At 40.0% G+C, this 20582-nt stretch carries 19 protein-coding genes; 14 read left to right on the top strand and 5 right to left on the bottom strand.

The window, feature by feature from the left end:
• Window positions 1-19: 19 nt before the first annotated feature.
• The 3 genes from QNH48_RS26980 to QNH48_RS26970 form a co-directional block, all read right to left on the bottom strand.
• Window positions 20-1342 (bottom strand): (Fe-S)-binding protein, encoded by a 1323-nt coding sequence (locus tag QNH48_RS26980; protein ID WP_283952753.1) that lies wholly within the window; start codon window positions 1340-1342, stop codon window positions 20-22.
• Complete coding sequence (gene glcD / locus QNH48_RS26975; RefSeq protein ID WP_283952752.1) at window positions 1339-2751, bottom strand: glycolate oxidase subunit GlcD; 1413 nt, start codon at window positions 2749-2751, stop codon at window positions 1339-1341. The genes QNH48_RS26980 and glcD overlap by 4 nt, the downstream gene beginning before the upstream one ends.
• 115 nt (window positions 2752-2866) lie before the next feature.
• A complete protein-coding gene (locus QNH48_RS26970; RefSeq protein WP_283952751.1) occupies window positions 2867-3970 on the bottom strand; it encodes a CdaR family transcriptional regulator in 1104 nt (367 codons plus the stop codon).
• Window positions 3971-4090: 120 nt separating this feature from the next.
• Here QNH48_RS26970 and QNH48_RS26965 point away from each other — a divergent pair, with 120 nt between their 5' ends.
• The 9 genes from QNH48_RS26965 to QNH48_RS26925 all read left to right on the top strand — a co-directional run bounded on the left by QNH48_RS26965 (window position 4091) and on the right by QNH48_RS26925 (window position 13075).
• A complete protein-coding gene (locus QNH48_RS26965; protein ID WP_283952750.1) occupies window positions 4091-4954 on the top strand; it encodes an HAD family hydrolase in 864 nt (287 codons plus the stop codon).
• 116 nt (window positions 4955-5070) lie between these two features.
• Window positions 5071-5973 carry an N-acetylmuramic acid 6-phosphate etherase gene (gene murQ / locus QNH48_RS26960; protein ID WP_283952749.1) on the top strand — a complete coding sequence of 301 codons (903 nt, stop codon included), beginning with the start codon at window positions 5071-5073 and terminating at the stop codon, window positions 5971-5973.
• 24 nt (window positions 5974-5997) lie between these two features.
• Window positions 5998-6852, top strand: coding sequence for a MurR/RpiR family transcriptional regulator (locus QNH48_RS26955; RefSeq protein ID WP_283952748.1), 855 nt, complete (start codon window positions 5998-6000; stop codon window positions 6850-6852).
• A gap of 101 nt (window positions 6853-6953) precedes the next feature.
• Window positions 6954-8315: a PTS transporter subunit EIIC gene (locus tag QNH48_RS26950; protein ID WP_283952747.1), complete on the top strand. Its 1362-nt coding sequence runs from the start codon at window positions 6954-6956 to the stop codon at window positions 8313-8315.
• Window positions 8312-9319 carry a MupG family TIM beta-alpha barrel fold protein gene (locus QNH48_RS26945; RefSeq protein WP_283952746.1) on the top strand — a complete coding sequence of 336 codons (1008 nt, stop codon included), beginning with the start codon at window positions 8312-8314 and terminating at the stop codon, window positions 9317-9319. The genes QNH48_RS26950 and QNH48_RS26945 overlap by 4 nt, the downstream gene beginning before the upstream one ends.
• Before the next feature lie 244 nt (window positions 9320-9563).
• The gene (locus QNH48_RS26940; protein WP_283952745.1) at window positions 9564-10193 is read left to right on the top strand and encodes an AmiS/UreI family transporter; all 630 of its coding nucleotides are present in this window, start codon (window positions 9564-9566) and stop codon (window positions 10191-10193) included.
• 110 nt (window positions 10194-10303) lie between these two features.
• Complete coding sequence (locus QNH48_RS26935) at window positions 10304-10444, top strand: hypothetical protein (protein ID WP_283952744.1); 141 nt, start codon at window positions 10304-10306, stop codon at window positions 10442-10444.
• A gap of 121 nt (window positions 10445-10565) precedes the next feature.
• Complete coding sequence (locus QNH48_RS26930; RefSeq protein ID WP_283952743.1) at window positions 10566-11015, top strand: hypothetical protein; 450 nt, start codon at window positions 10566-10568, stop codon at window positions 11013-11015.
• A 26-nt stretch (window positions 11016-11041) separates the two neighbouring features.
• Window positions 11042-13075: a Na+/H+ antiporter gene (locus QNH48_RS26925; RefSeq protein ID WP_283952742.1), complete on the top strand. Its 2034-nt coding sequence runs from the start codon at window positions 11042-11044 to the stop codon at window positions 13073-13075.
• A gap of 95 nt (window positions 13076-13170) precedes the next feature.
• Here the strand turns inward: QNH48_RS26925 and QNH48_RS26920 are convergent, their stop codons facing one another.
• Window positions 13171-13848 (bottom strand): YdeI/OmpD-associated family protein, encoded by a 678-nt coding sequence (locus QNH48_RS26920; RefSeq protein WP_283952741.1) that lies wholly within the window; start codon window positions 13846-13848, stop codon window positions 13171-13173.
• A gap of 177 nt (window positions 13849-14025) precedes the next feature.
• Between QNH48_RS26920 and QNH48_RS26915 the strand changes: the two genes are divergently transcribed.
• The 3 genes from QNH48_RS26915 (at window position 14026) to QNH48_RS26905 (ending at window position 16013) form a co-directional block, all read left to right on the top strand.
• On the top strand, window positions 14026-14595 hold the full coding sequence (locus QNH48_RS26915; protein ID WP_283952740.1) for a sigma-70 family RNA polymerase sigma factor: 570 nt from the start codon (window positions 14026-14028) through the stop codon (window positions 14593-14595).
• Entirely contained in the window at window positions 14588-15721 is a 1134-nt protein-coding gene (locus QNH48_RS26910; RefSeq protein ID WP_283952739.1) for a hypothetical protein, read from the top strand. Before QNH48_RS26915 ends, QNH48_RS26910 begins: the two co-directional genes overlap by 8 nt.
• Window positions 15722-15857: 136 nt before the next feature.
• Window positions 15858-16013, top strand: a complete 156-nt coding sequence (locus QNH48_RS26905) for a hypothetical protein (protein ID WP_165979083.1) — start codon at window positions 15858-15860, stop codon at window positions 16011-16013.
• 77 nt (window positions 16014-16090) lie between these two features.
• Here the strand turns inward: QNH48_RS26905 and QNH48_RS26900 are convergent, their stop codons facing one another.
• Window positions 16091-17008 carry an aldo/keto reductase gene (locus QNH48_RS26900; RefSeq protein ID WP_283952738.1) on the bottom strand — a complete coding sequence of 306 codons (918 nt, stop codon included), beginning with the start codon at window positions 17006-17008 and terminating at the stop codon, window positions 16091-16093.
• Window positions 17009-17211: 203 nt separating this feature from the next.
• Between QNH48_RS26900 and QNH48_RS26895 the strand changes: the two genes are divergently transcribed.
• Together QNH48_RS26895 and QNH48_RS26890 are read left to right on the top strand one after the other, a co-directional pair.
• Window positions 17212-19008 (top strand): cache domain-containing sensor histidine kinase, encoded by a 1797-nt coding sequence (locus QNH48_RS26895; protein WP_283952737.1) that lies wholly within the window; start codon window positions 17212-17214, stop codon window positions 19006-19008.
• Window positions 18986-20566: a response regulator transcription factor gene (locus tag QNH48_RS26890; RefSeq protein ID WP_283952736.1), complete on the top strand. Its 1581-nt coding sequence runs from the start codon at window positions 18986-18988 to the stop codon at window positions 20564-20566. Before QNH48_RS26895 ends, QNH48_RS26890 begins: the two co-directional genes overlap by 23 nt.
• The last annotated feature ends 16 nt before the right edge of the window (window positions 20567-20582 follow it).

Raw genomic sequence — 20582 nt, 5'->3', positions numbered from 1 at the left:
GAATCGTCTTTTTTCCACGTTATTTTACTGCTTCTGCTAATAAATCCACGATATGAACACCGCGCATTTTGCCAGACAAGCCTTCGCGCTCAATCCCGAGCTGCATTTGCAGCAAGCATCCAGGGTTTGCGGTTACGATGGTGGTCGCATGAGTCGCTTTCGCCTGAACCATTTTATAGTCGAGCATGACCATCGACATCTCTGACTCGACGATGTTATAGATTCCGGCAGACCCACAGCAGCGATCTGCTTCTTTCATTTCTTTGTACTGTACCCCTTTTATGGCCCCCAGTAGTGTCCTAGGTGCTGAGGCTGTCTTCATCACATTCCTCAAATGGCAGGAATCCTGATAAGTAATCACCTGAGGCGGGAGCTCTAATTTCACTTTTTTATGAAAAGAAACCGCCACGAGGATTTCAGAAATATCCTTTATTTTCTCTTTAAACGCCACTGCACGCTTGCTCCAAACAGGGTCATCCTTCAGCAGATGATCATAATCGACTAGAAAAGCGCCGCAGCCGCCAGCGTTGGTAATAATAAAGTCGGCACCTAAATCTTCAAATGCCGCAATATTTCTCTTGGCAAGCTCTTTGGCAGAATCCTTTTCACCACTGTGTCCGTGCAATGCCCCACAGCAAGTTTGTTCTTTCGGGATCACGATCTCACAGCCAGCTAATTGCAGCAATTTCATGGTTGAATCGTTTGTCTTCATGAACATCGTATCCATCAAACAACCGCTGAAAAAAGCGACGCGATGAACCTTCTCCGCCAATGACGGCAGGTGTTCAGGTCTATTCTTCATTTCTTTCATAGTCGGTACTTTCGGAAGCACTTTTTCCATAGTGGCTAAATTGTCAGGTAACAGACCTAAATAACCAGTTTTACGTGCCAGAGTTTGAATACCAGAACGCTGATAAAAGCCAAGCAACCCTACCATCGTGCGCATTCGATTTTGGTGAGGGAATAACCCTTCAAATACCGTTTTTCTGACAACCCTAACAGGCAGAGAATGTTTTTTATTTTGATTAATAATATCTCTTGCTTCTTCAAGTAAGTGACCATAATTAACGCCAGAAGGGCAGACCGGTTCGCAGGCGCGGCAACCAAGACAAAGCTCGAGTGAACGTTCAAAATCCTCATCAGGTTCGACGATTCCGTCAACGACTGCTTTCATCATCGCAATCCTTCCGCGAGGAGAATGGGATTCCTTGTAGCCTGATTCGATATACGTTGGGCAGGTTGGCAGACAAAAGCCGCAGCGCATACAGTTTAGCAACTCGTCCTCGTTCATCCGCTCCTTGAATTGCTCTTGAATTTTCTGTTGTTCGAGTAAGGTTGTCATTTTGTAATCACCACGCGTTTCTTGCTGTCTTTCGCAAAGACTTTTCCAGGGTTCATGATGTTATTCGGATCAAATGCCTGTTTTATCCCCATCATCGCAGTGATTCCTTCTTTTTTCAGCTTCCACTCTAAGTACGGTGCCTTCATCGCTCCGACTCCATGTTCCCCGGTAATCGTTCCACCTAGTTCAATTGCTTTTTCAAAAATTTCAGCGAACGCTTTTTCAACGCGTTCCATCTCTTCATGATCTCTCGCATCCGTTGCGCAAGTTGGATGGAGATTGCCGTCGCCGGCGTGACCAAAGGTACAAATGGTCAGATTATATTTCTCCGTAATTTCATTAATCGCTTTTACCATATTGGCAATTTCTGAACGTGGGACAGTTGCATCCTCCAAAATAGTCGTTGGCGCTAAACGGGCAATTGCTGAAAGTGCAGCGCGTCGTGCCGTTCTAAGCGCCATGGCTTCCTCTTCGGTTGCCGCGATTTGAATCGAAACCGCACCTTCCTGCTTACATACTTCTGCGATTTTAACTATATCGCGCTCAACGACTTCCTGAGGACCATCCTGTTCAATTAATAGAACCGCTTGAACGTCTGTTGGAAGCCCGATTTGCGCATAATCTTCAACGACCTTTAATGTTGCTTGGTCAAGGAACTCCAAAGTAGTTGGAATGATTTTATTGGCAATTATTTTCGAAACAGAACGAGCAGCTGCAGAAAGATCTTGGTAAAGAGCCAGCATCGTTTTCCGTGTTTCCGGCATTGGAATCAGCTTTAACGTTGCTTCAGTAATGACAACAAGCGTTCCTTCTGAACCGACAAACAGACGGGTTAAGTCATATCCCGCTACATCCTTTGCCAGCTTTCCGCCAGTGCGAATGATATCGCCATTCGGTAATACCGCTTCAAGCCCAATCACATAATCCCGCGTTACGCCGTATTTGAGTCCGCGCAAACCGCCTGAATTCTCGTTGATATTGCCGCCAATCGTAGAGATTTTCATCGAACTTGGATCTGGCGGATAGAACAGACCTTTTTCTTCAATGGCATTAATCAAATCAAGCGTAATCACACCTGGCTGAACGGTAATCGTCAGATTTTCTTCATCTATTTCTAGGATTTGGTTCATATGTTTAAAAAGAAGAACAACTCCGCCCTCGGTTGGGCAGGTGCCTGCACAAAGGTTGGTACCTGAACCGCGCGGGACAATCGGAACTCCATATTGATTACATAGCTTCAATATCTCTGATACTTCCTTTGCATTTCGCGGACTGACTACTGCATCCGGCATCGATTGGAAGTTTGGTGTTGCATCATAGGAATATACTAAACGTTCTATTTTAGAATCATCGAAGTTTTCTTTGGTTACAATTGAAATTAATTTTTCTTTTACTTCATTCGAGAGCATGCTTTTTCCCCCATTTTCGTACTATTTTCATACTACTTAAAGTATAAAAAAAACAGGCATACGCCTGCTATGGATAAACATCTAAAAAATTAGTATGAAATGGATTTATTTTTGTTTATTCATCTAAAAAGTTAACAGCAAGATACAAACAAAACAAATCATGGATGGTGTTTGGGTTTAAATGGGTCAGCTCCTCGATTTTCTTCAAACGATAATGGAGTGTGTTGATATGAATGTGTAAGGATTGTGCCGTATTTTTTAAAGAATGGTTTTGTCTAAATAGTGCACCTAAGGTTTCCAGCAGGTCTTTTTCTTTTAAAATGGGTCCAATGGTCCTCTGAATGTATTCAGATTTGACCTCTGGTGTAAGTTCCCCCGTGATCATTTCAAGGGTTAGCTCTTCATCAAAAATGATATTCCTAGTCCGTCTAGCTATTTTCAGTGCCCGTTCTGCTTGAGCATAGGATAGGTGCAGTTGTGACGGGGGTGCACACTGACCAACCCCTGCATAAGCAGATATACCAAAGCTATTATTGATATATTGCAAAAAGTGTTGAAGACGATTTTTGATGGAGGTTGGTTGAACAGACTCAGAACAATCGATTAAAACAATGATTCGTTCGTTTCCAGACCTCGTTAGCACATCGTTTTTATTTTGGGAAAAGGAATTTAAAATAGTTGACCACACATCCCTTGATAATGGAAACTTTCTCTGTCCAAATTCGATGATAACAGCAGTACGGTGAAGATCAAGATTAATCGAAAGCGCGCGGGCACGTTCTAGCAAGCTGGGACTTGGTTCTTTTTCCTGCAGCCACTCGAGGACGAAGGTTTCCATCGCTCGGGAGTGATATTCAAACTGTTCACCAAAGTAATTTTCACTAATTAACAGCTCGGTCATTTTACGAATGATTTCTCCAAAGGGGGTGACACTTTCAGGGTCACCTGTAATCCCAATGACACCAATGACCTCATGCTGAAAAAAAATCGGGAGATTGATTCCGGCTTTTACCCCCTTTAATTGAGCGGTTTCTTTTTCGGTAATAATCAGCTTTTTCTTCTGCCGTGAAGTGATGAAGGCTCCTTCATGGAAGGTACCCAGTCGAACTTGGTTAGTGCTTGCCATAATGATGCCATCTGTGTTCACAACGATAATTTCTTCTGACATTAATTTCTGAACTTCCCTCACTATTTTTTCAGCGAGCTCTGGTTGAAGCATTTGACAGCACCATCCCTTTTATATCAACATTTCCAATAATATGGTAAAAATTATTTTTGAAATAATATTTTAATTAGTACTATAATCATAATGAAATAAAAGTGCAAAGGGGAGAATATCTTGAAATATAAAATGTTAGCAACAGATTTGGACGGAACACTATTAAATGAGGAAAGAGAGATTGATAAGGAAAATATCGAGGCGATTCATGAATACTGCGAAAGGGGAGGAAGGGTTGTCATCTGCAGTGGCCGGTCTCCGCTTTCTACCAGGTGGATTGCCAATACGATAGGACTAAAAGGAGAGCCGATTATTGCCTATAACGGAGCTGTTATCCTTGATGAAAATGGAGAAATTAGTGAGCAGTCCGTTTTCCAACATGACCACCTTATGAGTTTCTGGGAATTATGTGAGGGAGAAGGCATTTATGCTCATTTTTACGAAGGAAATACCTTACTCGTTCCATCAGAAACGAAATGGAATAAGAACTGGATTGAAAATAATATCCTCTCTTTTGAAAAAACAGGGGTAAACTTGGAAGAACGTGAGAGTTTTCGCAGCAGATGTAAGGTGAAAATGGTCGATGATTTTTATCGCTATGTTAGAAGTAATCAACCCGTGATTACGAAAATTGCTGTCTTTAATGATGAGGGGAAACTCGCTGATTTTTCAAAGACGATTGATAAACAGGTGGGCGGAATGGAAATCAGCAGTAGTTTCAATTTTTTAAATTTGGAGATTTCACCTGCTGGTGTGAGTAAGGCTTCATCCTTAATAAAGCTTGGTGACATGTACGATATTCACATTTCGCAAATTGCGGCGATTGGGGATAATTACAATGATTCCCTTATGCTAAGTGCTGCAGGACTAGGGATTGCAATGGGAAATGCACCGGACGATGTGAAGAATCTGGCAGATCAGGTGACGGGAAGTAATCATGAAGCAGGCGTTGCACAGGCCATTCGTCGTTTTCTATTAGAATAATGTTGAAATATAATTTCATTATTTTTATAAAAATGTTGAATTATTATTTCACACGCGATATAATGAGTGCATAGTAATCGCTTACAACTAGAAAAACGAACGAGGAGGATAAGGAAATGATCGAAGAAAATCTCGAATTATTAACGACCGAATCCCGAAATAAAGAAACTATGCAGATTGATACGGCTAGTCCAATTGATATATTACGAATTATGAACGAACAAGACCAACTGGTGGCACTAGCTGTCAAAGAAGTTTTACCAGATATAGAAGCAGCAGTTCAGTTTGTATTTGAATCCTATAAAAAAGGCGGACGCCTGATATATTTAGGTGCCGGAACAAGCGGCAGGTTAGGTGTATTGGACGCAGTTGAATGTCCACCAACCTTTAGCACAGAACCAGAAATGGTTGTAGGGTTAATGGCTGGAGGAGAGGGTGCCTTTCTGAAAGCAGTTGAAGGTGCTGAGGATAATATGGAACTTGGCGTAAAGGACCTGAAGGATTTGAATTTGACAGAGAACGACACAGTGATTGGAATCGCGGCTAGCGGCAGGACCCCTTACGTAATTGGAGCGCTTCGCTATGCTAGAAGTATTGGAGCAAAAACAGTTGCGTTATCCTGTAATAAAAATGCGGCAATTAGTAAAGAAGCTGACCAAGCCATTGAAGTCATTGTTGGTCCAGAGGTACTAACTGGTTCGACTCGTTTGAAATCAGGTACCGCTCATAAAATGATTTTAAATATGATTTCGACTTCATCGATGATTCTTTTGGGTAAGGCATATGAGAATCTAATGGTCGATGTAAAAGTGAGTAACCTAAAATTAAAGGAACGCGCGATTGGGATTATCCGTAAAATTACTGGCGTTTCTTATGAAGCTGCTTTAGAAACATTAGAAAAATCAGGACTGCAAGTGAAAACAGCCATTGTGATGATCAAACGTGAGACCACGAAAGAGCAAGCAGAAAAGCTATTAACAAAAGCCAATGGCTATGTGAAAATCGCGATTCAACAATAGATAGGTGAAAAGGTGGTAATGGGTGTGGCTGCAGGCGGATTAAAAATGCTTCAAAATATGCTTGAACAGCTTCCGGCTTCTGAGCGGAAAATTGCTCAATTCATTCTTGAAAATCCACAAAGTATTTTAAACAAGACAGTCAATGATATCGGAGCTCAAGCAAAAACGAGTGGAGCTGCAGTCATAAGGTTGTGTAAGTCACTTGGTTTGAATGGCTTTCAGGATTTAAAAGTAAGAATTGCGGGCGATTTGGTAAAGCCCGCTGAACAAGGATATCGTGACATTGAGCCAGGTGAATCTTATTTTTCGATTGTCCAAAAGACCACCAGCAATAGTATTCAGAGCATCCGCGATTCTGCAGAGATGATCAATTACGAGGAATTGGAACGGGCCGTTCAGACATTACTGTCTGCTCAGAATGTCCATTTCTTCGGAATTGGCGCCTCTAATATTATTGCGAAGGACGCACAGCAGAAGTTCCTAAGGATTCAAAAAAATGCAACCGCTTTTACCGATACACATCTTGTGGCAACTTTGATTGCTAATGCGAAAAAGGATGATGTGGTGTTTGCCATCTCTCACTCGGGGGAGACCGCAGAGATCATCAAAGTAATATCACTTGCGAAAGAGCGCGGCGTGAAAACGATTAGTTTGACCAAATATGGTCAATCTTCGGTCGCTTCTTCAGCCGATATTAAGCTGTTTACCTCTTATTCAGGGGAACCGGCTTTCCGAAGTGCGGCGACATCATCTCGTTTGGCGCAGTTATACATGATGGATATTTTGTTTTTGTCGATGGCGACGGTCCAGTACGAGCAAACGGTTCAAGCGATTGATCAAACAAGAGAAGCAATCAAATTTATTAAAAGAGAAAATTAAACTTGTAGGTGGTGATGTGAACACTATTTGCACTGTGTTTACTAGGGGAAATAGATCACATGATTCAAACATTAAAATACAACAGAGAGTAGGGGAAATGAATGGCTGGAGAAAATAAAATATTAGCTGAAAAGATCCTTGAACAATTAGGCGGCTCCACTAACATTGGCAATTACACACATTGTATGACAAGACTTCGTGTGACACCGAAGGATGATTCTGTTATCAACAAGGCTGCCCTAAAGAAAATAGACGGGGTTATTGGAGTGGTTGAGGAAGAAACCCTTCAAATCATTCTCGGACCTGGAAAAGTAAATAAAGTAACAGAAGAGTTTGGTAAATTGATTGACGCAGCAGGCGGAATCAATTTAAAAGAGAAAGCAGCGAGCACGAAAGCAGAAATCAACAAAAAGAACGCCACGCCATTTAAGATGTTTTTACGTAAAATCGCCGGAATTTTCATTCCATTAATCCCAGCCCTTGTTGCATCAGGATTGATTACAGGGATTACAAAAGCGGTTATTCAAGCTGGATGGTTAGCAGGTGATTCACAGCTTGCAACGATTCTTTCCGTTATTGGCGGTGGATTATTCGGTTATCTTGGAATTTTAGTTGGTACGAATGCAGCGAAGGAATTTGGCGGTTCACCGGCACTTGGTGCGATTGCGGGTATCTTAATTATTAACCCGGCTGTTGCAGGTATACATTTGTTTGGCGCAGATCTACTTCCTGGTCGCGGTGGTTTAATTGGTGTTCTGTTTGCCGCAATCTTTATCGCTTTAGTCGAAAAACAAGTACGTAAGTATGTTCCCACTAGCTTAGATCTTTTCGTTACACCAACTGTGGCACTATTGGTTACTGGTATTGTTACTTATCTTGTCTTTATGCCGCTTGGTGGTTTCTTCTCAGATATTATCACAAAAGGTTTAACTTCTTTACTTGATATGGGTGGTGTCGTTGCCGGCTTTGTTCTTGGTGCAACCTTCCTTCCATTAGTTGTCACTGGATTACACCAAGGTTTAACACCGATCCATTTAGAGTTAATTAATACAATTGGTGATGACCCGCTTCTACCAATCTTAGCTATGGGTGGAGCAGGGCAAGTAGGTGCAGCGTTTGCCATCTATCTTAAAACAAAGAAAACTCGCTTAAAAAGAGCCATTGGCGGTGGTCTGCCAGCAGGTATTCTTGGAATCGGTGAGCCGTTAATCTTCGGTGTTACGCTTCCATTAGGTCGTCCGTTCTTAACAGCATGTTTAGGTGCTGGTGTCGGCGGTGCGTTCCAAGCAGCATTTGGAATCGCAACAGTCGCAATCGGAGTATCTGGTTTGCCACTAGCGTTCCTAGTTGTAACTGGTCAAGTTCTCCTTTATTTAGTAGGGGTATTAATTGCCTATGGCGCAGGATTCTTGTTCACGTACCTATTCGGTTTCAATGATGATATGGCTGGTGAATTTGATTGATCGGTATTTCCTTCTATCTGAATGATCCTTTAGCAGAAGAACGGATTGAACTTGCTGGAAAAATGGGTGTGAAGCGAGCGTTTACCTCGCTTCATATTCCTGAAGAATCTGGTGATCTAGCGGGTCGTGCGATGAAGCTGCTACAGTGTGCGAAGGATGCAGGGATAGAAGTTTATGCCGATGTGTCATTAAAAACACCTGGACACTTGGGATTAGACAGCTTGTTTGCGTTAAAATCACTTGGGGTCAGCGGCCTCAGACTTGATGACTTTTTTGAAAATGAAATGATTTTAAATCTTGCAAAAGAGTTTAAGCTTGCACTGAATGCCAGTATTATCTTTGAGGAAGATGTGCAGGCACTTTTAGAAGGCGGGTTAAAAGCGAATCAGCTTTTAGCTTGGCATAATTTCTATCCGAGAAGAGACACTGGATTATCGGATATGTTTTTTCAAAAGCAAAATGAACTTTTTAAAAAGTATGGCATTGCAGTGAGTGCTTATATTCCAGGTGACGGGGAGAAACGTGGACCGTTGTTTGAAGGACTGCCGACCTTAGAGGAGCATCGTGATCTCGATTCATTTATGTCAGCATTGGAATTGTTCCATTATGGTATCGAGGATGTTTATATCGGCGACCCAGAGGTAAGTGAAGAACTTCTTCGGAAATTAATCGAGTTTGATGAACATCATTGTGTAGAGGTTCGAATCGAAGGGTATCAAGAAGGGGAGTTCAGGCTCCGTCCTGATTTATCTCGTGATGTACTTAGGTTCATGGACACGAGAAGTGAGGGTTCCATTCCACCTATGAATACCGAGGCTCGATTAACTGGTTCGATTACGATAGATAATGACCGCTATGGACGGTACCGAGGTGAGGTACAAATCACGCTTTGGGACTTGCCTGCCGATGAGCGGGTAAATGTAGTGGGGAGAGTCGTGGAAGACGATTGGCTGCTTCTTTCCTATCTCAAACCTGGTCAAAAAGTAAAATTAATACATGTTTAACGAACTGCCTCAGCAATGGGGCAGTTTTTTTGGTCGCTTATGGTGAATATGGAAAAAACTTAATTTACACTTTGTTCAAACCTTCCTTAACTTTTGTTCACTATATATGCTATATTGGTGTACAGGTATTATATTACGATATTTTTTAAGAGGGCAATTTCTTTTCTTGTAGGAGAAGGGAAAGTGCTTTTTCTATTTTAAAGGAGGGGAAAGTTGTGAAAGGTCAGTTTTCACAGCGATTACTATGAGTTTTGTTGGTTTATTTTTATCAGGTGCTGTTCTTTTTCTAAATGGTCTAATGCTCTTAGGGAAGGCAGATGCCAAAGCAGTTGGGTATTTTAATCTTTTCGTCGGAGTTATTCAAATCATTAATCCGTTTTATTTACTCATGACTTCTAGTCAAGGTAATTGGGATTTATATAATAGTGCTGCTATCTTTCTATTTGGTTTAACCTACCTATACGTCGGGGTTACCTCTGTGAAGGGACTTGAAGGAAACGGCCTCGGCTGGTTTAGCTTATGGGTTTCCATCATTGCCGTTGTGTACACGGTTATCTCTTTAATCCAATTTCACGATGTTGTCAATGCATTAACATGGGGACTGTGGGCATTCTTATGGCTGCTATTCTTTTTAACAGGTTCGCTTAATAAGAAAATTGATGGCTATGTTGGTATAGTAGCCATTGTACTATCTTGGGTAACACTTACGATTCCAGCCATGCTTTACTTTTTAGGCGTCTGGAATACACCAGCAGTCCAACAAATCTGGACTTGGGTGCTGATTCTGACTATTATCTTTTTCGTAGTCAGCCTTTTAAGCCCAAAGCTTTCATTCAAAAAAGAGAAAAGTGGGCAAGAAGTTCAAGCTATATAAGATCCTTTTTATGATTATTGGCGCCATCTATTATTCTTGTATAATATATAAATGGGTTATTACTATTAATACATTTATAACTAGCTAGAAGGTGTAAAGGGGTAATAGTTGTGGCAAAAAGTATGTGGATGACACCTGAAGAATCAATGCGAAAGAAAAAAATGAAGAAAAACCTACTTTATATTAATATTATGATTGGCACGATTATACTAAGTGCTTTGGTAACGATACTTGCAAACCAAGTATCTTAAAGTCAATCCATCTATATTTCAATAGCATTCTTTAAAGTACACGCGGATTAGCGTGTGCTTTTTTGTTATGGGTGACGAAAAATACCTTTTTTGGGCAAAAATAAATAAAGGGAGGGATTTTGTGGAAGAGTTAAAGTATTTAAATCCGACCGAACTGCTGGAAAAAATCTATGACACGCTTTGTTCTGAGTATGAGGATGAAGCTCACTACGACAATGAAAAGGATAAACAAGATATAGAAGTAACCAAAAGGCGTTTAACAAAAAAAGTGTTTAACGAATTTGTCGTCGATGATGAGTATTTTCTAACCATGGATTCGAAAACCTTTAAAGAACGCTATCATTTATATGAAAAAGACTTACTCAAAATGATTACAGGCTGCAGCGAGAATGGTGTGCCCTATGAAAAATTTATCATAATCATTGATGATTTATTGGCCAGTGCGAATCATAGACTTAATGCGTTTGAACAGCTAAACGAAGAAATCACAAGAATCAAGGCAGAAAAGGAACAGGAAGAAGAATCAGAAGAAGTGATAGAGGCAAAAGAAACAGAGGAAGAGGAAGCATAGAATTTACTTCATAAGGGAGAGCATAAATGGATTTATTGATGAGTGTTTTATTGTTGATTGTTGGTTTATTGATTTCAAATATCATTAGCCATTACCTGCCTTCGATTCCAACGGCCTTGACTCAAATCGGGTTTGGGATTTTGATTGCCCTATTATTTCGTGATATTTCACTTGAAATCGAGACCGAGTGGTTTTTGTTACTTTTTGTCGCTCCACTTTTGTACAACGATGGGCGGCATTTTCCACGCGAAGAATTGTGGAGGATGAGGGCCCCTATCTTTGGTAATGCCATTATTCTTGTTCTATTAACTACGATTGGCGGAGGGTATTTTATTCACTGGCTAATTCCAAATATTCCTTTGGCGGCTGCCTTTGCTTTAGCAGCAATTCTATCACCAACAGATCCTGTAGCAGTAAATGGGATTGCGAAACGGATTCGAATTCCCGAAAAGGTCTTGCATCTGGTTAGAGGAGAATCACTGATCAATGATGCATCAGGCCTGGTTGCGTTTAATTATGCCGTAGCAGCTGTGGTGACAGGTTATTTTTCGCTAATAGAGGCAGTCTTTGATTTTACCTATATGTTTTTAGCAGGGGCATTATTAGGATTTTTACTAGGGGTACTTGTTACATGGATACGATTTATCTTACGCAAACAAGGAATTAACGATGTTACCTTCCATTCGTTACTACAGATTATGACCCCGTTCGTTATTTTTATCATTACCGAGGAGCTTTTGCATGCATCTGGCGTAATCGCGGTGGTCGTAGCTGGAATTGTTCATGCATTGGTAAAAGAAAGAACAGAAGCATTGTCAGCGGAGGAGCAAGTACTGACAGAAAATATCTGGTCGATTATTTTATTTGTGTTAAATGGGATTGTTTTTCTTCTATTAGGACTAAATATTCCTTTCTCAATGATGGAGACCGTCGCGAACCCCAATTATGGAAATTGGCTAATCATTGGCTATGTGCTGGCGATTGGAATGGTTATCTTGGGAATTCGCTATTTATGGTCGTATCTTTTTTCTACATATGAGTATCACTTTGTGAAAAGTAAACAGGGAGATAAGCCAAACAGCAAAACTACGTTGGTCACTAGTTTAACAGGGGTTCGTGGTGCTGTGACCATGGCTGGAGTACTTTCCATTCCATACGTCATCATGAGTGGAGCGGTGTTTCCAGAGAGGTCCTTGATTCTTTTTATAGCAGCAGGTGTGATTTTGTTTACCTTACTAGCTGCAACGGTGTTTTTACCACTATTAAGTAAGGAAGAAGAAGTTGAGGGAGAAATTGAGGATGAGATAGATATAAATGAAGCTAAGAAAAAGCTTATGCTATCCGCGATTAAAAAACTCCACCTTGAAATGAATGAGGAAAACGAAGCCGTAGCGTATGAGCTCATTGGGGAGTATAAGGTGATGTTTCAGCGGTTTAAACCAGTACCTACTTCGGATGAACGAGACATCAATCACTATCAACAAAAATTAAGAGAAATCAGGTTATTGGCGTTAAAAGCAGAGCGAAGATATATCCACGAAGAAATGGATAAAGGCGGCATGGATCAAAACGTGTTTGAGTCATTCGAAAAGTCCCTTGACTACCGAGAAGAGGCACTGTCGAACAATGCTCAATTTGGAATTCTGTATCTACTTGGTAAAATGATCAGAGGCTGGAAAAAGTTCAGAGGTCAGTATCCTAGAGACAGAGAGACTAGAATTGCAAAATTGCGGATGGGGCAAGACATCCAATTAAAAGCGTTGCAGGCCGCTCTTGACAGTTTAGAAAAATATGCAAAAGAAAATGAAAGAACAGAAATGGTCAGCATTGTGATTCTAGACTACAAACGAATGATCAATGTTCTAAAAACCCCAACCGCCGAATTCAACGAAAAAAGAGAAGAACAAAAAGAAGAACTGCGGCTCAAAGTCATGGACATCGAACGAGCCCAAATCCGCAGCATGTTCGAAGCAGGTGAAATTAACCGAGACCAAGCAAAAGAACTGCGCCGATTCATCAACTACAACGAAAGCATCACCCTATACGAACACGTAGAATAAGGTGTAGGAAAATATACAGTGATGTATAAACAGTGCCTGTCACCACTCGTGGACACTGTCCACGAGTGGTGACAGGCACCAAATTTTTCACTGAGTTATTTCCTTCTGCGATAGAGGTCCATGGTTTTGTAGCCTTCTGCTAGTACGGTTTCCATTTCGAGGAGGCGTTTTTCTTGGGTTTCTTTTCTTTTTGCGCTGTAGACATAACGCGCCCAGTCTTTTTGGTAGCCTGGTGTTAATTCGTTGTATATTTTTAATACATCTCTATTTTTACCTAAGTAATTTCGGATATCCTCAATGTTGATGATGTAGTCATCCACACACTGGCTATTTTTTGAGCTTGTCGTGTTTTTTGTTTTCTTTGGTGCTGACTTCAGGCCAATCACTGTGAATACCTCATTGAAACTCACCATGCGAGAAAACTTTAAGCTGCTTCCACGATAATAGCCTTCTTCATCATAATGTTTTTCCGTATAAATACTGTCACGCTCTATGTATTCCGGATATTTAGGATTACCTTTCTTCGGGTAGGCGAAGTAGATATAGCCGTTTTTCATTACTAGTTGCTTTTCGACTGCTTCTTGTAAGTACGTTTGAAAATCTTCTAATTTGAAAATAAAGACAAAAATCAGGTCATATTGAGCCTTTTTAATAGAAGAGTCATACTCTAACGCCTCAAACTCTTCAATATCTTCCGGTACATTAAGAATAAGCTTTGATGGATATTTACTGAAATTTAATTTCTCGATGACACTTTTTGTTGAATTTAACATAAATCCTCCCCCATTCCTAAGTTTCATTTTATCCTCGGTAAACAGGCTTTTCAACTTGAATTCCATAGTAAAGAGCAGCATGTAAACGTGATATATTTGAGGTTAGATGGCTTTAACGATTTTTGTAACCTCTATATTTGTTGAATCGTCGAAACTGTAGAGAAAGGGGGCAGGGGGATGGGATTGCTGGATGATACGGAGAACGAAAAAATAGATATCGTAAAAATGAACCGAGATGACGCAATAGAATTATTGATGAATGAATATGGTGAAACCATCAAGCGTTTAGTTTTCACCTATATTAAAGATTACGCGCTTACGGAGGATTTAACGCAAGAAATCTTTCTTATCGTCTATCTCAAATTGGATACCTTTGCGGGAAGGAGTTCGCTCAAGACCTGGGTGTATACCATTGCCATTAATAAATGTAAGGACTATTTAAAAAGCTGGCATTATCGGAAAATTAGCTATACCCACAATCTTCTTGATTTCATTGGAACCAACAAGGGCCCTGAAAATAATTTACTAGATCAGTCCGATAGAGCTGAGATGGTGCAGGAAATTCTAAAACTGCCCATTAAATACAGGGAAATGATTATTTTGTATTATTATAAGGAGTTTTCCATTCATGAAATTTCGGTGCTATTAAAAATAAGTGAAACTACGGCCAAAGTTAGACTTCATCGAGGACGGGAAAAGTTACGATTGGGCTTAGATATATTGGGACGAGGTGAGCTAAATGGATAAAAATCTTAACCATTTTAGAGAAGAAATAGATGAGCATATTTCTACCACTGCCTTTTTTACCGAAGATGATAAACGAGCTGTAAGGAGAAAAATTCGAGAATTAGAGGGTTCAAAAAGAAAACAAAATCGGCTCTTCCCGTTAATGATGTCCTTTGCTGCTGTTGCGGTGTTCTTTTTCCTTATAGGAGGATACATGGGTGATCAGCTTGGTTTGTTATCCAAAGAGAACTTTGTTACTCAACAGAATGAACCAATCACCAACCCAAAAGAAGAAGACGGGATTAAATTTGACCCTAGGACCTTAGAATTGGGAACACAGCTGGGCAGCTTCCTGGTAAAATCAGTTTCGCCGAGTGCTAGATATTTTCCTGCGTCACCTTTCGAGGCAGTGTTTACGGGGTATGAAACACTGAGCGGTATGTTTCATTATATTGAGGAGTCAGAAGAGCTTTTGTTCTATCCTGATGAAGACGAGGTACAGAAGCTTCCCGCTCCCGAAGGTGCAGGTAGAATTCCAGTGATTTCAATTTCAAATTTTGCTGAAAATAAAGACGAAGTCATTGAGTTGTTAGAGATTAATCCAGGAAAAAAGGTATTGGGGAACGTAACATTCACCTGGTATCGAATGGACTTTAGAAGTACAGGTGAACAGGTAGACAGTGCTGATATTGTGGCCGTCAATGGAACGGAATTGAGTTTAAAGGAAAAAGGCAATACGGGTGTAATGGATGAAGTGCCTCTAGAGTATGCAGTGATTTCGAACCATCTTTCTCCTATTTATGAAAAGTTCTATCTAACAGGTAATGATAATGTTCTTAAGGGCTTGAAGCCAGAGGACATCTTCCTGATGTTTTTGCAGGCATTTGAATTCAATCATACCGTGACCATGTATGAATTAATGGATGATGAAAACACTAAGATTCCTAGTTACCAAAAATTTGTCGACAACGTATACGAAAAAGAAGTAAAAACCTTGCAAATAGAATTCGAAAAAATCAAAGCCAACATCGGAAACCTGGAGATAAAGATAAACAATGACCATGCATCAATTGGTGTCAAAGGTGACACACCATACTCATTAAAGAAAGACAAAGCAGGGATATGGAAATTAGAATACTTCTTCTAAGTTTGGTGCCGTTTGGTGCCTGTCACCGCCCGTGGACACTGTCCACCCCAGACGGACAGTTCTAAATTTAAGAACCTCCTTTGTCATATTGCGGTTTAAACTGGAAAGGCTAAGGATAATAGGAGGATTGATAGGAATGAAGTTGAAGAGGTTATTATTGATGTTACTTTTAAGTGGTTCTCTTTTTTCTCTAACGGGTTGTGGTAATGATGAGGAGCCTGAAGAAGGGGAAAAGATTGAAGATGTGGAAGAGGAAGATGAAATCGGCGATGGCGAGGTTGATGATGAATAAAGGCAGGGTCTGATCCTATCCTCAAGACGTATAAAACAAGGAGTGCCATTTAACGGCACTCCTTGTTTTATAAGTATTTAAGGCAGGATATTCCCAGCAGTACGGTAGATACTGTACCACTCTTCGCGCGTTAAATGAATCTCACTTGCTCTGCAGCAATCCTTCAACCTGTCCACATTCATCGTTCCAATAACGGGCTGCATTTTGGCTGGATGACGCAGCAGCCACGCAATGGCGATGGTCGTATTGCTAACCCCATATTTTGCCGCGATTTCATCTATCTTTTGATTTAATTCAGGAAACTTTTCGTTTCCTAGAAACACACCTTCAAAGAATCCATATTGGAAAGGTGACCACGGCTGAATGGTCATATCGTTCAGCCTGCAGAAATCAAGGACGCTGCCATCGCGATCAATCGCTGAATCATTCTCCATGTTTACATTGATTCCATTGGAAATCATGTTGGCATTCGTGATGCTCAATTGCAGCTGATTCGCAACTAGCGGCTGCTTCACATATTTCTGAAGCAGTTGAATTTGCATAGGTTTCTGGTTGGACACGCCAAAGTGGCGGACTTTTCCTGAACTTTCAAGTGTGTCAAAAGCCTCTGCTACCTCTTCAGGCTCCACTAGTGCATCCGGACGGTGCAGGAGTAAAACATCCAGATACTCGGTATTCAGTCTTTTTAAAATCTCATCTACCGAATTTAAAATATGCTCTTTTGAAAAATCAAACATTCCCTTGCGAATGCCACATTTTGATTGCAGGATCATTTTTTCACGGACATCAGCATTCATATGGATTGCATCGGCGAAAATTTCCTCACAGGCTCCACCGCCATAAATGTCCGCATGGTCAAAGAAGTTCGCCCCTTGCTCTAACGCAGTTTGGACAAAGCGTTCAGCCTCGTTCTTCTCAAGTGAATTGATCCGCATGCATCCAACCGCAACAACCGGCACCTCTAATGTGCTGCCTCCTAGTTTCATTGTTCTCAACGTCATGACCTCCATTTTAGGGAATTTTCCACTCTCAGGAACAGCTATGTATTCATTCCTTATTTTGACACATTAGAAGGATAGTATCAAAATTTACGAATAGCTGCATTTTCCCAAGTGCTAGAGTCTAGTAATAGTAAAGTGCTATAATAGATTATTCCAATATACGAAAAATTGTAAGGGTTTTCCCGGAAGGGGGTAACATGCTTTTCTCATTACGCAATCGTTTATTACTTATTTTTACGTGTTTGCTAACGATTCCATTTATTATATTATCTTTGATTATTCCTAGCTTTTTTACGTCTGTTATTCGAGAACAGACTCAAGAGTTGACCATAGAAATGATGGATCAGTTTTCACTTTATGTTGATTCCATCTCTACACAGGCAGAGGATTTGGGCAAGCAAGTACTTGTTGACCAGACCACGCAGGAATGGATTAGATTAAATAGACAAGGTGCTGACAAGGAAGAAATCGATGCATTGATGAATCAACTTAAACAGGGACTATCCTCGATCATGATTAACAATTCTAATGCGATGTCGATTTCGGTACTGCTTGATGATGGGACCGGTACTTGGGGTGTTCATTCCTCACTTCATGAAACAGATTGGTATCAGGACTTTACCCAACATAATCAGGACTATGTTAAATCACATTTAGATCCATTTCAGCAAAGTCATGAAATGCAACAAAAGAAGATCAATAGCTATATTTTGCCCCTCATTGATACCAATACGATGATATCAGCAGGGGTCATTAAAGTGAATTTCCCTTCTGCTTTACTGGAAACGGCCCTAAATAAAATCACAATTGGACAAAATGAGCATACGTATTTGTTAAATCATCAGGGTGAAAACATTTTGTCAGGCAAGATAAAGATCCCAAATTCGATCCTGAAACAAAGTTTAAAGCAAATCACCACTAGCGATGACCAAGAAGGGCTAATTGAAGCCTCTTACCAGAAGGAGAAGTATTTAGTTTTCTTTCAAAAGCTGCCAGTAGGGGATTGGATCCTAGTCAGTGAAGTAACAGAGTCCGATTTATTCGCAAGGGCCAATCATTTACAGCGAAACCTTCTTTTAACGAGTGCAGTCCTTTTTTTCATCACCATTGTGGCTTCGGTGATTATGTCTAACAATATTACAAGTCCTTTAGGAAAACTCGCAAAAGCGCTTGTGTTTATCGAACGGGGAGATTTTACAGGGGCAAAACGCTTTATGCCTCACATTAAATCTCAAAATAATGAAGTTGATTACCTTATTAATGTTACGGAACATACGATTGATCAATTGCAGAATTTAATTGAAACCGAATATGAAGCCAATTTGCGCCGGAAAGATGCGGAATATAAGGCCTTATTATTACAAATCAATCCTCACTTTCTGAACAATACACTTGAAATTATAGGAAGTCTAGCGCTTCAAGGAAAAAGTAAAGAGGTTATGAATGTAAGCATTTATTTAGGAAAAATGCTGAGATATTCTTTAAATACAAAAAGCAATATTGTACCGTTAGGTGAAGAAGTAAATTATATCAAGAGTTACACGAACATATTAAAGTTAAGATATGAGGACACGATTACGATTCATATGGATGTAGACCCTGACACCATAACGACCCCCGTAATAAAATTCATTTTACAGCCACTCGTGGAAAATGCAGTGAAATATAGTTTCAGTGAAAAGACGTTTGCCAATATTTTAATAAAAACTGAAGTGATTGGAAGTCAGCTTACCCTGTCAGTGGCAGATAAAGGGATGGGGATGTCTCATGAGGTCATTTCGGATTTATTATCTCAAGCTGATGAAACTCTATATGTATTGGAAAGCAAAGGAAACAGCATTGGGTTAAGAAATGTACTTGGACGATTAAAACTTACCTATGGAGATGACTTTTCCTATCAAATTGAATCTACAAAAAATGAAGGTACGAAGATTACTTTACTGATTGATTTGAAGAGGGGGGGAAGACAGAATGAAAGTGTTAATCACGGATGATGAGATTCAAATTCGTAAAGGATTACGCTTAAAAGTAGACTGGGAGGAAGAGGGATTTCAACTTGTTGAAGAGGCTTCAAATGGAAAAGAAGCTCTTGAAATCCTCCAAACCAAGGATATCGATATAGTGATTACCGATATGAGAATGCCTATTATGGATGGAGTAGAATTGGCAAAACGTTGTCATCAAGATTTTCCCCATGTAAAAGTCATCGTTTTATCAGGTTATTCCGATTTTGATTATGTGCGGAATTCATTGCAACAAGGCGTTAAAGACTACTTATTAAAACCTGTTGCCCCTGATGAATTAGTAGAAGCATTGAGGAAGATTAGGAAAGAAATAGAGGAAGAGAAAAGAAAACAGGTTGAAATCGCGCAAATGAGTAGACTTGTTCATTCTCATTTACAAGAATTGCAGGAACAATTTATCCTTCATTTAGCAAAAGAGGAAAGATTACAGCTTCCGATTGTGATTGAAAGGCTTCAGCAGCTTCAGCTACAGGAACTGGCAAGTGAAAATGGGAAAGTACAGTTTTTCACGGTGGAAATTAGAGAAAGCCACGATCCTAATCGTTTAGAGGAACTAAGGATTCCATTTCAGTTGTTGTGTAAAGAAATCGCTCAACAGCAGCAATCAACCTATATGTTTACAGATCCAAGCTATCCTAATATGGTTCAATTTTTACAGTTGGTTGATTCCCATTCTTCATCGACCAGTCATTTCGTTTTGTTAATTCAACAAAACGTTAACAAACTATTAAAATTAGAAACCGTCATTGGCATTGGTACGATTGTAAATGGACTTTCAGAATATAGGAGCGGATATATATCCAGTTTACTTGCTTGGAGCCAAAGTCAACTTGGATCAAAGTCTCAGATTATGGATCAAACTGCTGCAAGCGAAGAAGTGTTTGACTTTTCTCCCGATTTCGAGAGACGGATAACGAATTCAATCGAAAATGTTGATTTTGCTGCTTTTAAAGATAATTTGCAGATTGTTCTTGAAGGGCCCAGAGGCCGTTCGGTTATGTCGTTCTCTTTTGCTGCCAACCAAGTGTTATTTATGTTAGGTTCATTAGCAAAAAAGTACGATGTTGAGACGAAAGACATTCAAAATATGATATGGAATTGCCAGCAAAATATATGGAAGCTTTATTCCCAACATAAAGTGAAAGAGGACCTGATTCAATTAGCCTCATTAATCATTGAAAAAGTTCATCTTGCTCGTTTTTCCAATAAGAAATTAATCGATAGTATCCGCCATTATTTGGACCAGCATTATGCAAGTGAAATATCCCTTACTACCTTGTCCGCTTTATTTCACATTAATAGTGCCCATTTATCGGAAACATTTAAACATCATGTCGGGCTGAACTTTAGTGATTATCTAGTTAATTTGAGGATGAAAAAGGCAAGACAATTGCTTAAAGATAAACAGTTGAAAATCATTGATGTCAGTAACTTAGTTGGCTTTTCAAACTCAGGGTATTTTAGTACGGTCTTTAAAAAACACGTTGGACAAACACCTTTAGAATTTCGTAACTCGATAGGGGAATAGGTCAGTTTTTAGTGAG

It is taken from the genome of Neobacillus sp. YX16, assembly GCF_030123505.1.
In the GTDB taxonomy this organism is placed as follows: Bacteria; Bacillota; Bacilli; order Bacillales; family Cytobacillaceae; genus Neobacillus.
The sequence above is the reverse complement of the archived record's forward strand: the minus strand, read 5'-3'. Positions and strand labels throughout refer to the sequence as shown.

Coding starts and splice junctions, on each gene's coding strand:
- QNH48_RS26980 (WP_283952753.1), bottom strand. CDS start 1,342: ATGACAACCTTACTCGAACAACAGAAAATTCAAGAGCAATTCAAGGAG.
- glcD (WP_283952752.1), bottom strand. CDS start 2,751: ATGCTCTCGAATGAAGTAAAAGAAAAATTAATTTCAATTGTAACCAAA.
- QNH48_RS26970 (WP_283952751.1), bottom strand. CDS start 3,970: ATGCTTCAACCAGAGCTCGCTGAAAAAATAGTGAGGGAAGTTCAGAAA.
- murQ (WP_283952749.1), top strand. CDS start 5,071: ATGATCGAAGAAAATCTCGAATTATTAACGACCGAATCCCGAAATAAA.
- QNH48_RS26950 (WP_283952747.1), top strand. CDS start 6,954: ATGGCTGGAGAAAATAAAATATTAGCTGAAAAGATCCTTGAACAATTA.
- QNH48_RS26940 (WP_283952745.1), top strand. CDS start 9,564: ATGAGTTTTGTTGGTTTATTTTTATCAGGTGCTGTTCTTTTTCTAAAT.
- QNH48_RS26925 (WP_283952742.1), top strand. CDS start 11,042: ATGGATTTATTGATGAGTGTTTTATTGTTGATTGTTGGTTTATTGATT.
- QNH48_RS26920 (WP_283952741.1), bottom strand. CDS start 13,848: ATGTTAAATTCAACAAAAAGTGTCATCGAGAAATTAAATTTCAGTAAA.
- QNH48_RS26915 (WP_283952740.1), top strand. CDS start 14,026: ATGGGATTGCTGGATGATACGGAGAACGAAAAAATAGATATCGTAAAA.
- QNH48_RS26910 (WP_283952739.1), top strand. CDS start 14,588: ATGGATAAAAATCTTAACCATTTTAGAGAAGAAATAGATGAGCATATT.
- QNH48_RS26905 (WP_165979083.1), top strand. CDS start 15,858: ATGAAGTTGAAGAGGTTATTATTGATGTTACTTTTAAGTGGTTCTCTT.
- QNH48_RS26895 (WP_283952737.1), top strand. CDS start 17,212: ATGCTTTTCTCATTACGCAATCGTTTATTACTTATTTTTACGTGTTTG.
- QNH48_RS26890 (WP_283952736.1), top strand. CDS start 18,986: ATGAAAGTGTTAATCACGGATGATGAGATTCAAATTCGTAAAGGATTA.